At 54.9% G+C, this 12,510-nt stretch carries 8 protein-coding genes; 3 read left to right on the top strand and 5 right to left on the bottom strand.

The features are described from left to right. Positions 1-128: 128 nt before the first annotated feature. Positions 129-1,136 carry an NAD-dependent epimerase/dehydratase family protein gene (locus BXP70_RS01360; protein ID WP_086592208.1) on the bottom strand — a complete coding sequence of 336 codons (1,008 nt, stop codon included), beginning with the start codon at positions 1,134-1,136 and terminating at the stop codon, positions 129-131. Between the two features lie 159 nt (positions 1,137-1,295). Here BXP70_RS01360 and BXP70_RS01355 point away from each other — a divergent pair, with 159 nt between their 5' ends. Continuing rightward, positions 1,296-2,381, top strand: a complete 1,086-nt coding sequence (locus tag BXP70_RS01355) for a patatin-like phospholipase family protein (RefSeq protein WP_143436331.1) — start codon at positions 1,296-1,298, stop codon at positions 2,379-2,381. Between the two features lie 46 nt (positions 2,382-2,427). Continuing rightward, a complete protein-coding gene (gene kbl, locus BXP70_RS01350; RefSeq protein ID WP_086592206.1) occupies positions 2,428-3,675 on the top strand; it encodes a glycine C-acetyltransferase in 1,248 nt (415 codons plus the stop codon). A 94-nt stretch (positions 3,676-3,769) separates the two neighbouring features. On the opposite strand, the gene BXP70_RS01345 is transcribed toward kbl, so the two are convergent. The 4 genes from BXP70_RS01345 to folP all read right to left on the bottom strand — a co-directional run bounded on the left by BXP70_RS01345 (position 3,770) and on the right by folP (position 11,667). After that, positions 3,770-7,978 carry a cache domain-containing protein gene (locus BXP70_RS01345; protein WP_086592205.1) on the bottom strand — a complete coding sequence of 1,403 codons (4,209 nt, stop codon included), beginning with the start codon at positions 7,976-7,978 and terminating at the stop codon, positions 3,770-3,772. Positions 7,979-8,029: 51 nt separating this feature from the next. Continuing rightward, positions 8,030-9,496 (bottom strand): patatin-like phospholipase family protein, encoded by a 1,467-nt coding sequence (locus BXP70_RS01340; protein WP_086592204.1) that lies wholly within the window; start codon positions 9,494-9,496, stop codon positions 8,030-8,032. A gap of 444 nt (positions 9,497-9,940) precedes the next feature. Continuing rightward, on the bottom strand, positions 9,941-10,777 hold the full coding sequence (gene cdaA / locus BXP70_RS01335) for a diadenylate cyclase CdaA (RefSeq protein ID WP_086592203.1): 837 nt from the start codon (positions 10,775-10,777) through the stop codon (positions 9,941-9,943). Beyond that, complete coding sequence (gene folP, locus BXP70_RS01330; protein ID WP_086592577.1) at positions 10,774-11,667, bottom strand: dihydropteroate synthase; 894 nt, start codon at positions 11,665-11,667, stop codon at positions 10,774-10,776. Before folP ends, cdaA begins: the two co-directional genes overlap by 4 nt. 201 nt (positions 11,668-11,868) lie before the next feature. Between folP and BXP70_RS01325 the strand changes: the two genes are divergently transcribed. Then, positions 11,869-12,426 carry a DUF1599 domain-containing protein gene (locus BXP70_RS01325; protein ID WP_086592576.1) on the top strand — a complete coding sequence of 186 codons (558 nt, stop codon included), beginning with the start codon at positions 11,869-11,871 and terminating at the stop codon, positions 12,424-12,426. Positions 12,427-12,510 lie beyond the last annotated feature (84 nt).

Here is a 12,510-nt window from a genome sequence, read left to right as displayed (position 1 = left end):
CATGAACATGGAACGTCCGTCTGCGCCGGCTAGAGCATCTTTACCGCCAACGTAATTTGATTACTGCTGTGGTCGAGATACTTTGGCCGGCGCAGACGGACGTTCTCCTGCTAACGTAGTGCTTCTTACTAATGATGCGCCAAGGCAGCGTGCTGCACTTCCGATTGCGCCAACTGCAAGTGGGCGAGCATATCGTCGGTCATCTTATGCAAATCGTAGCTAGGTTGCCACTGCCAATCCTGGCGGGCTTGCGCATCATTGATGCTAGCGGGCCAAGAGTCAGCAATCTGCTGGCGCGAGTCAGACTTGTAGGTGATGCTGAAATCGGGGATGTGGCGCTTGATGCTGGCGGCTATTTCGGCGGGTGAGAAGCTCATGGCACTCACGTTGTATGACGAGCGCACAGTAATCTGGTCGGCTGGGGCGTGCATGAGGTCTAGCGTTGCCTTCAGCGCATCGGGCATGTACATCATCGGCAAATACGTGTCTTCCTTCAGGAAGCATTCGTAAGTGCGATTTGCCAGGGCCTGGTGATAAATGTCGACGGCGTAATCCGTGGTGCCACCGCCGGGCAGCGACTTATAGCCGATCAGACCGGGGTAACGCAGGGAGCGAACATCAAGGCCATATTTCTGATGGTACCACTCGCACCATTGCTCACCCGCTAGCTTGCTAATACCATACACCGTGTTGGGGTTCATCACGGTGAGCTGGGGCGTCTGATGGCGGGGTGTGGCCGGCCCAAAAACCGCAATGGAACTAGGCCAGTATACTTGCGCCACCTGGTACGCCACTGCCGCATCAAGCACATTAAGCAGGCCATCCATGTTCAGGCGCCAGCCAAGCTGCGGGTTTTTTTCGGCCGTAGCAGAGAGCAGCGCCGCCAAGTGATAAATCTGCCGCGGGCGGTACTGCTGCATGAGAGCTTCTAGCCGCGGACGGTCGAGCACATCGAGTAGTTCGAAGGGGCCTGCGTCGCGCAATTCGGCTTGTTGGGGGAGGCGTACGTCGGCGGCGATAACCCGGCTAGCGCCGTAGCGTTGCCGCAATTCATACGTCAGCTCGATGCCTAGCTGGCCACAGGCGCCAATAACGAGAACGGTGTCGCTGGGGGTGACACCAGAAGTAGTCTGCATACTATATCAACAACAAGCGGGTGGACTGCAAAGATACCGGGTTGCATTGATTTGGGCCGGTCAACAGTCATGCCCGAAATGGACGTAACTTTCGCCGAGCAGAAATAGGAGCAATAAACACCGCCGTCAGAAATCAGTTGCGTTTGCTTAAGTTTGGCTATGAGCTATTCCAGCTTCGTGCGGTGTTTTGCTTCTGGCCTGGTTGTCAGCTTACTGAACTTGCCGGTGCAGGCGCAGTCGGTACCTAGGCCCTACCGAAACCTAGTGATGGAGGGTGGTGGCATTCGCGGCATAGCGTACGGTGGGGCATTGCAGGAACTAGAAAAACGGGGGGTGCTGGCGGGTATTCAGCGAGTGGGTGGCACTTCGGCGGGCGCTATTCAGGCAGCGCTGTTAGCGGTAGGGTATTCGCCGGCTGAAATTATTGAAGTGGTAAACCACACCCCCGTGCAGCGACTCAATGATGGGCGGTTGATTTTCGTTGGCGGCAGCACGCGCTTACTCAAGCAATACGGGTGGTACCGTGGCGACCAGTTTACTAAGTATATGAGTGAGCTAGTGGGCCACAAAACCGGTAACCCTAATCTGACGCTAGCTCAGCTGCACCAACTTGCCCGAGAGGGCCGTGCCCGCGACCTGTACGTGACTGGTACCAACCTAACTACCCAGCGCGTAGAGATCTTCAGTCACGAAACCCACCCGCAATTCCGCGTTGCTGATGCTGTGCGTATCTCCATGAGCATCCCGTTGTATTTCCGGGCAGTGTTGCTCGATGAGCAAGGAAATATTGTGTTGAAGCCTAAGAAGGAACAGAAGGTCAGTGTGTTAGTTGATGGGGGCTTATTGGCTAACTACCCCGTTGATTTGTTTGATAAGGCGAACTACTTGCCTACCCAAGCTTTGACATATCAACAAGAAAGCGGACACATCTTCAATCCTGAGACCCTCGGTTTGCGCCTCGACCGCGCTGAGCAGATTGCATTTGACACCGTCCGGGCCGGGCGGCGGCAGCTTGCTCCTTACCCAATTCGTAACTTTGGCAGCTACATTGGGGCGCTGTACACCCTTGCCATCGAAAACCTGAACCCGGCCCAACCCGATGATTGGAAACGTACAGTTAGTATCAGCACCCTAGGTTTCAATCCGAAGATCAAGCGGGTTTCGGAAGACCAAAAACAGCAGCTCGTAGAAAGTGGCCGAAAAGGCGTACAAGATTTCTTCGCAAAAGTGCCCATCAAAAATTGAGCGGCTCTACCCATTCAATACGCAGCATTCAACACTCAAAAATTTTATGTATACCACCCTCCAACCCGACCTCGAAAAACAGCTTCAGGAGATAAAAGACGCTGGCCTTTACAAGAAAGAGCGCATTATCACGAGCCCACAAGGTGCCCAAATCGAAACTACCGAAGCCGGTGAAGTACTGAACTTCTGCGCTAATAATTACCTAGGTCTTTCTTCTCACCCTGAGGTAGTTAAAGCTGCTAAGGAAGCCATTGATACGCACGGCTACGGCATGTCGTCGGTGCGCTTTATTTGCGGCACCCAGGATATCCACAAGCAACTGGAGCAGAAGCTAGCTGAGTTCTTAGGCACCGAAGATACCATCCTCTACGCCGCGGCTTTCGACGCGAACGGGGGCGTATTCGAGCCCTTGTTCAATGAGCAGGACGCCATCATTTCCGACGCGCTAAACCACGCCAGCATCATCGACGGCGTGCGCCTGTGCAAAGCCCAGCGCTACCGCTACACCCACAACGACATGGCCGACCTGGAGAAGCAACTCCAGGATGCCACCGCCAAAGGCACGCGCCACCGCATCATCGTCACCGACGGCTCGTTTTCCATGGACGGCACCATCGCCCAGCTCGATAAAATTTGTGACCTAGCCGAGCAGTACCAGGCCTTGGTAATGATTGATGAGTGCCACAGCATGGGCTTCCTGGGCAAAACGGGCCGCGGCACTCACGAATACCGCAACGTGATGGGCCGCGTCGATATCATCACCGGTACCCTAGGCAAAGCGCTCGGCGGCGCAATGGGCGGCTTCACGTCGGGCCGCAAAGAAGTGATTGAGATGCTGCGGCAGCGTAGCCGCCCGTATCTATTCTCGAACACCCTCGCGCCGGCTATCGTGGGGGCTAGCTTACGCGTGCTGGAACTGCTGACGGAAAGCACCAAACTGCGCGACCAGCTGGAAGAAAACACCAAGTATTTCCGCCAGAAAATGACGGAAGCTGGTTTCGATATCAAGCCCGGCGAGCACCCCATTGTGCCCGTCATGCTCTACGATGCCAAGCTCAGCCAGGAGTTTGCGGCCAAGATGCTGGAGAAAGGTATCTATGTTATCGGCTTCTACTACCCGGTGGTACCACAAGGCCAGGCGCGTATCCGCGTGCAGCTCTCGGCTGCTCACACGCGCGAACATCTGGATAAATCCATTCAGGCGTTCATCGAAGTAGGGCAGGAGCTAGGTACGCTGAAAGACCGCTCTGCGGCGCGGCCCGAAGCGGGCCAAGTTGTGACGAATACGCCGTAACCGGCAGTACAATAGCACGATACGAGATTTGTCAAACGCCCAAGCTGAAGCCAACAGCTTGGGCGTTTGTGCTGGTAAGTGATGAGCGAAATGCTTAGGTTTTTGCTTCTGGCTTAGCGGTATTGCCGGAGAAAAAAGACGAACTCGTGAATAAGCGACTAAGCAAGGGGAGCAGAGTGACAAAAGCCGTTAAGAACTGCTGCGCTTGGGTCATGACGGCACGTTGCGTGACGAAGATGAATAACGCTCCGGAGGTGAGCAGCAGCAGCAAAGGCAAATGCACTGCCGACCATGTGCTTTCCTGTGGGTCTTCTTGCTCGAAGCGTAGGGCTTGCCGGTTCTTAACTGAGGAAAGAATATAGGATCGGAAGCTGCGGTTGAAGATCTGTAAGCGACCATACCGGTTTACCTGCACATAGCCTTTTTGTAAAAGCGTATCCAGCGCCAACACGCTGCGCGGGTTTACTAAACCATCTTGGGCGAGGTCGAAAAGTAGAAACTGCTCCTGCGGCCCTAGCATCCGCCAAAGGCTACGATAATAGAACTGCGCCATACGCTGCACCGCTAACACAATATTGTCCGAATCGAGGCGCTGCCCGGTTAGCCATCGTTGTTGTAGGGAACGACACAGAGCTGGGTACAAGCGGCGCAGAAAAGGTAAACTACTGCACTCTTCCCGTAAGAGCGTACGTGAGCCGAGGTGCCACTCCCGCCAGACATGGTAGGGGGCAGTTCTGGCGGTATAGGACTGAAGCGGCAGGTATTCAATTTGAAAGTATGCCAAGGAGTCGAGCAGGGCGTTTCCGGCTTCCCGTATCCGCTTGTGGCCTGGCGCCTGACAATCACGTTCCAGCGAGTGACCACAGTCGGCAAAAGCTGCCGGGTGCACGCGCGACAGAATTAGGACGCGCTTGCCTTGGCTGATCAGCAACTCAATGGTAGCCCGCTTCCGCTCAGTGCGGTCTGCATTAAGCGGTTCACATTCAAACTGCTCCAACGCTACCAGCATGGCGGTGCTGCTTACGTGGGTTTTAAGCCAATTGGGAAGCGAAGCCGCCGCAGCGGTGGGTATAGTTTGGCAGTCAAGAATTGCTAGGGCTGGCTGGAGCGGTAGCGTCTGGCATAGTGGTTTGGGCAGCCCAGCTAGGGTGCTGGCGGCAGGCGTGAGCAAGAAGCGGTGTAGCGCGGGCTGAGCGTGCGCACTAGGTTGTAGCGGCAAGTCGAGGTCACGGTGCGTGAATACTGTAGGAGCAAAAATCCAGCGGGTCGAGTAGCGGATCAGCCGGTAGAGCAGATAGAGTAGGCCTGGCAGAAGCAATAGCCAAGAGGATTGTAGCCATTTATTGACGGAGTGTACCGGGCCTAGAAGCCACTGTAACGTTGGATGCGCATCCGTTTCAGAAACTAGCCAATGACGGTAGCGCATGTTATTGCGGCTAGCATACAGGGCCGGTTTCCGGGCTACCCGCCACAAGCTCAGCTGCACAGAGTCATCGGCATAAACCGGTAGGGCCTGACGGGTGCCAATAGCATTGGTAGAGAAGCTGTGGTGAAGCAGCCCATAAAACCGACGGTTGGGGATAATCGTGTAGCCTTGCTTAGCCCAGGTTAGCGACTGCTCGCTGGGCAACCTAGGAGGGTTGTCACTAATAGCCGTTCCGAAAAAGAAGCTAGCGTATTCGTTGGGTTTTTGAGCAGACGGTTTTTTACTAGGCAGACTTACTTGAAATCTAAGGAAAGGTGTCCCTAGTGGCCACGCTAAAGACTTTAGAGTAACTAGTTGATCGGTGAGAAACACATCAAATAGCTTCTCACGTAGCTCCAAGTCTACAAAGCGAGTTGGCCCTAGCTGCTGTAGTAAGCTCAAATGTGCGTACCGGATTTGATACATGCGCTCCACTCCGTTAGCAATCTGATAGCAACAGAAAGAAGGCACAATGCCGAGCAGTAGCACCCAGCCTAGTAGCATGCTGCTATAGTAGAATCGGTAGGTAAGCCGAGGAAAGCGCGAGTGATAAGGAATCCTTTTGCGCAGCCGCTGTGGCCACTCTGATGCTATAGGCATGAGTAGCAGCACTAGAACGATTTGAAAGGCTACCCCGATACTTAGCTGTCGTAGTCCAAGTAGCTGGCCAAAGTATAGGTTAAGCACTAGCAGCGCCGCCACGAGGGTCACCTTCCAGACTATAATCTGACGTGGAGTTTCTCTCTCCATCGGTAACAACTTGTACGCAAGCCAATACAGATACAACGGGGTGGCTAACAGCACGAATAGTTGCGTCAGAGGAGGAACGAACAACACCGTTATAGTAATCCCTAGGAGTGCTAGCAGCAGAGCTGCTGTCAGACGGGCGTAGCGGTTGGCATAGTTACGGCGTGGCCATAAGCGCTGGAAGCTCTGGTGCACGGGCAGTATATCCCGAGCGCGGGGCGCCGTCACTCGTAACAAAGCGGCAAACAAGGCTAGCAGAAGCCAAAACACTGTAAGTAAGCCTGCCGCCTCCGACAAGGTCTGCAACTGCCAAGCCTGCACCACATCTAGGTCCGCAACAGTGACCAAGTAACGGTTGGTAATTGGCAAGGGCTGTAGGTAGAGTAAGCTGTTGCGCCCCTGATAATCGCCTTTCGTAAAGGTGATATCGTGGGCAAATATAGCGGCTTGCAACTCTGCGGAAGGCCCTGCGTCCTTCAAGAGATTCTCACTCAAGGTCAGGCGTTCATCTGAATGAAAGAGCACCTCGCCTTTCTCGTCGATGAGGCAAAAGCTGTAACCAGGAGGCAGCACCGGGCGGCTGAGGCAGCGTAGATCGGTGGTGAGAATACACGCCCCCGGCAGCACATTGGTTCCGTTGCTTTTCAAGCTAGGCCAACGGCTAGCTCGCGCCACTACCGCCGTGACTCCTGCATCTTTATAAGAAATGATAGAGCTGAAGTAATAGGGCTCCTGAGAGGTGCTATCCGGGTAGGTAAGTTGCTGAACGGCTTGAAAGTAGAGCCGGCTCCGCAGGTTAGTGAGGTAGTCGGGAAGTTGCTCTTTGGTCTGACCTAGCGCTAAGCGGCTTTCACCCTGAGCGTCAATCCATAAGAATAAGTCGCTGGAGCCTCGCCTTTGCTTTGGCCGGAACTGCTGTGTTGCAGACAACGTGTCTTCTAAGATACCTGGTAACGTATCCGTTACATGCCACATTGGAAGCTTCCGCTCCAAGCAGGCATCGGCAAGCTGCAAGGTGGTATCTAATTCGGCCAGTTCTTGGGCTAGGTTACTCTTTACCGCGTTACTCAGCGTGCGTAGCTGACCTTCTAAGGCGTTGCGCTCCAGCCAGTGGCGCATCACAAACGACTGCATGCCCAATACAATCAGGCCCGAACCTAGCACTAGCGAAGCCGCACAGAGAAACACGTCGAGGCGGTTAAGACGCTCGTGAGCACTCATGAAGGCTAGCTTCAGAAAAGGCATTGCCAACAGACCGAGCAACAGCAGGCTGAGGGAAACCTCAAGGGTTGAGGAAGAAACGGAGTAACGCTCCTGATTAAATTGGGCGATGGGCACCGCACCACATAATAGCCAGTCGGTGCCAGTAGCTAGGCGTAGCGGCTGCGCGAACAAGTGAAATGCCTGACCTTGAATGGTAATTTCGGCCGTCTTACCCGTGCGCAGGCCTGTTGTGTCGCGCAGCCAGGCAGGCGGTTTAGCTGTAAGATTGCCAAGTAATAGCCCAGGTTTGCTGCTGTAAAGGAGCTGCTGGGTAGCCGGGTTGCACACGAAGAAATACTCGAATACATCGGGGCGTCGCAACTGCCTTATCAACGAATCTAAGGGTAGACTGCATACTAGGTCGGCCGGCTCAGCATGGAATAAGGGATGCAAGGGCTGGTGAAATAGCAAGCGCCCACTTGAGTCGCTGGCTGGCTCTACCGTTGGCTGCGCTAGAGTTTGGTTGGATACAAGAACATGCAGGCGCTCAAACCCTAGCCCTGGGGTCTCCCGGTTAAGTGTGTCCCAACTGGTAATAATACGGGCCTCGGCGGCCCTTCTTGTTTGATCACGTGCGATTTGGCCGGGTTGCAAAATCCTTTGGTGGTGCAAACGCCAGACAATCCCTTCATCTACTTTGTGTTGTGCTGTTATCTTATGCTGAAGGTTCAGACCGATACGCTCTAATACCCGAAAGTAGCGGCCGTTCAGTGCCGTCGTTTTCTCGGGCACATATTGCAAAACATAATAAGCTACCCCAGTAGCGATAAGTACGCTTAAGCCGATGATGCCAAGGTTGCGCCGTAAACTTTCGGTAAAAGAACTCATCGGGTTTGCTTGAAACCGTGAATACCCACAAGCCGCTGCTCATCCGGTTTCTCACCCGTGCACTTCTACATGTAAGTCAGCCTTCATATAGCCTGGCTTCATGCCGCCGGGCCATTCTAGCTCGACTACTGGTGCCGTGTGCAATCGTGCTTTCTCTGCATCCAGCTCACGCGACTGTTGCACCACGCGTACTTTCTCAGCGCGTAGCTTTTTGTAGCCACTCCAATCAAAATTCAGCAGAAACTCTACCGCACCGCGCACGCCCACGGCAAACAGCTCCAGCTTATCCGCGTCCGACATTTGGAAATCAAGCCAGTTGAAGCCGTCTACATTTAGGCAGTGCACCAAGTGGCGGTAGTCGGAGTTGCGGTGAATGAAGTCGAAATCGTATTGGGTGCGGGCCGCGTCGAAGATGGCACCTAGGTATTGCGGCAGCGAATTGGTGGTGCGACTCGCGGCGCGGTCGACCCCTAGCTTGATGCCGAACGTAGGTGCGGCCGGTACCTGCGTGTTGTCGTGAAATAGGTCGATGGGGAAGTTGGACATGATGCCGCCATCCACAAATAGCACCGACTCGGGAATTTCACCCATGTAGCCCAAAGCATTCCACGCAGCTTCATAAAGCGCGCTGTCAGTCGATCCTTTGCGCCCGGGCAGTCCAGACACGGTATAGGGTTGGAAAAACAGCGGCACCGACATGGAAGCCCGTACCAAGCTTGCTGGATGGATATTTTTCCAGTCTTTCCAGTACAGAGGTGCCATCTCGGGGAAAACCACCTTTGTCTGAGTCGTAATATCCGCCGTGACCAGGGCTATGCGCGATAAGTCGGCGGGGTTGTATGCTTCCGGCTCGGGGCGTTGGTATTCTGGGGCGGCGCGGCGCTGAAGACCTTGTGCAGGCACTTGCTGTCGGAGCTCCAGGAGCTGGCTGATGGACCTGATGCCTTTCTGGTTGAGTAGTTTTTGCAGCCATTGGCGAAACACGTCGCCCGAGTGCAAGCCTTTGTCTTCGCGCATGTTGTCAATGACTTGCAGCGCGTCGTTGAAAAGCTTTGCCTTGCCTCGTAAGCCGTGAAGAAACCCGCCTAGCCCATGATGGTTCTCTTCCGGTTGTAGTAAGTCAGCCGTGAAAGCGCGCGCATCTGCGTCGCCATCCACGAATTCATAGAAGTTTTGGTTGGCAAGCTGCTCAATGATCCACTGGGTAGAAGCTTCTTGCCGTGGGCCAGCCGCCGCCATCAAGAGTGCATTGATAGAACCCGCCGAGGTACCTCCCAAACGTAAAAAACGAATACCAGCTTGTTCCAGCGCATACACGTAGCCCACTAGCGCAATGCCGAGCATGCCGCCGCCTTCCATTACTAAGTCTACGTATTGGTGTTGCGGCTGACCATCGGCCGGCAAGTCAACCACATCGGAGACAGACCAGTTGGGCTGCTTGGCTAGGTAGTCGCGCATTTGTTGGATGGCGCCGCGTACGCTGGCATGTTCGGTGAAATCGGCGGAAGAGAGTGGCATAGTCGTGCGGAGTGGAAGTGAGGAATGGATCAGATCAATCAACGAATGCAGAAGCAGGCACGCGACCACGCGCAACTACCGCTATGAGATAAGCATAGGAAGCCAGACTGCTAGGCACTTAGGCCGCAGCATAGGGAGCACAGAAGCGTGCTAAAGCAGGAGAATAGAAAGGGGTGAGGGGTGTGTGCCTCACCGGTAGTATGGGCAAAACAGAAACGGCCGCCCGCGCGGATAATGGCCGGCAAAACTAGCGGCGCTTATTCTAATGATCGGAATGAATGTATAAAAACTACCTGAAATAGTGGTACGAAAACCAGATATTTTTTCTGGTTAACCCCTTGGGGATGAGCTAGGTTGAACTGTAGGCCACGCAGAATACCTAGGAGCGGTGCTGCGTGGCCGCTCCAGTGATTTTATCTGGCTAAAGACTGAAAAGCTTTGAGGCTAGGCAGCCACCGTTTTCTCGGTGCCCGCAGTATTTGAGGACGTTTTGGGCCGCACGTCATACAACATCTCGTTGAGCCGCGCGCGCAAGTCGGCAGGGGCTAGGTTGCGGAATACTTCGCCGCCCCGCACGAGCGAAATCTGGCCCGTCTCTTCGCTCACCACCAGCACCACGCTGTCGGTCACTTCCGTCAGGCCAATGGCGGCACGGTGGCGCAGGCCCATAGAAGCGGGCACGTCGGGGTTCTCGCTCACCGGCAGAATGCAGCGCGCCGCCTGGATGCGGTTGTTGGCGATGATAACGGCGCCGTCGTGCAGCGGGCTAGTCTTGTTGAAGATGCTCATGATGAGACGCTTGCTCACCACGGCGTCGATGTTGTCCCCGGAGTTGGCATAGAACTTCAGGTCCGAAGCCATGGTGAAGGCGATGAGCGCACCAATGTTCTTACCAGCTAGGCTCTTGGCCGCCTCAATGAAGGGCGTCACGCTCATGCGGGTAGGCTCCTCGCGGCGCCACGGAAAAACGCGCACACGGTCTAGGGCCGTTGCCTTGCCCACATTCAGCAGAAACCGGCGAATTTCCTGCTGAAACAAAATAATGCCTGCTAGCACACCCACGCTCATGAATTGCCCCAGAATCGAGGTAAGCAGCTCCATGCCAGCGGCTTTCACCACCAAATAAAACAGGTACACCGACATGAAGCCCAAAAAGATCTTTAGGGCGACACTGCCGGTCAGCAGCTTATAGAGCTGGTAGAACAGGACTGTGACCAATAGCACGTCCACGATGTCGATCCAGCCGATGCGCAGGAAGCCGATAGCGAAGGTGCCAATCACGGAGTAGGAGAAGGATAAGTTTGGGAAACGAGCTGCACAGTTTGTACGGCCTCGGCTACATCATGTACGCGCAGCAATTTGGCGCCGTTGAGCAAGGCAATGGCGTTGAGTGCTATCGTACCTGGTAGTGCCTCTTCGGGCGTTAAACCTAGGGATTTGTATACCATCCCTTTGCGCGAAAGTCCTGCCAATACAGGCAAGCCGAGTACTTGCAGCTCTCCTAGGCGCCGCAACAATGCATAGCTCTGCGCTGGTGTCTTGGCAAACCCAAAGCCTGGGTCGAGCACCACGTCCACGATGCCAGCCGCCCGTATGGCTACCAGCTTATCGCGAAAATAGCGCACCAACTCCACCACCATATCGTTTGCGTAGTCAGTGTGCTGCGTCATGGTTTGGGGGGTGCCGCGCATGTGCATGAGCACATAGGGTACCCGCAGGCGCCCAACCGTCGCGAACATAGCCTCGTCGAGGGTGCCGCCGCTGATGTCGTTGATGATGTCGGCACCAGCTGCTACGGCCTCCGCTGCAACACTAGCACGGAATGTATCAACGGAAATGAAGGCTTCCGGAAAGGTTTCCCGCAAAGAGATTAGGGCGGGCAACAGGCGGCGCTGTTCTTCTTCCGCGCTGATGTCTTCGGCACCAGGGCGGGAGGAATAAGCACCTAGGTCGAGCACGCCAGCGCCGGCCTTGAGCATGGCTTCGGCCCGGCGGAGCAGATCGGTGTGGTTGGCGTGGCTAGCGACGCGACTATCAGCGAAAAAGGAGTCGGGTGTGAGGTTCAGAATACCCATCACCTGCGGCTGGCGCAGATCCAAGAGGCGACCACCGGGGCAACATAGGGTTTGCCTCGGGGAAAAACATGTATCTTTCGCGGCGGTCTGGATCATGGGAATTTGGAAGCGCAAGGACTTAGTGGGTGGGCAAAAGTCGCTTTGATTCCGGGCACTAGCAAGCATGCTAGCGCCCGCATCGGGCGGGGAAGCTGCTGCCACGCGGCGAAGCAAACTAGTGCACAATCCCTTGTACGCTGCTTGAAAAGCAAACCCAAGTTCCCAAGCTCCCAAGTTCCTAAATCTAGCCTTATTATCTTGCAAAGCCAAACACAGCACGAGTACGACCAAGTAATCAGCCACTGTCGGGCGCTATTCTTGGCCAAAGCGCACGACTACGGCACGGCGTGGCGCATCATGCGGCTGCCTTCCGTAACGGACCAGATTTACATCAAAGCGCAACGCATCCGCTCCATCCAGGAGAAAGGCAAACAGCTGGTAGCCGACGGCATCGATGAAGAGTTCGTGGCCATCATCAACTACTGCGTCATTGCACTCATCCAGCTGCACTTGCCTCCCGACGCGCCCTTGGACCTAGACCCCGAGCGGGTGGCCGATGCCTACGACGAAGAGGTGGGCATCAACAGCCAGTTGCTGTTCGCCAAAAACCACGACTACGGCGAAGCCTGGCGGCAGATGCGCGTAGAAAGCATCACCGATATCATTCTGATGAAGCTGCATCGTACCAAGCAGATTGAAGACCTAGGTGGTAACACGTATGTATCGGAAGGAGTAGAGGCCAACTACCGGGATATGCTGAATTACGCAGTGTTCGCGCTCATCAAACGAGGGCATATAGAGCAACTGCGTGACTGAGTAACTAAGTAATCCGTAGTGGGACCTACCTTTGCGTGCTAACCGTGGTCTAGCTTCATCGCCGCAAGTTCTTTGGGCTACTTT

This window comes from Hymenobacter crusticola, assembly GCF_002154225.1.
Taxonomy (GTDB): Bacteria; Bacteroidota; Bacteroidia; order Cytophagales; family Hymenobacteraceae; genus Hymenobacter; species Hymenobacter crusticola.
The sequence above is the reverse complement of the archived record's forward strand: the minus strand, read 5'-3'. Positions and strand labels throughout refer to the sequence as shown.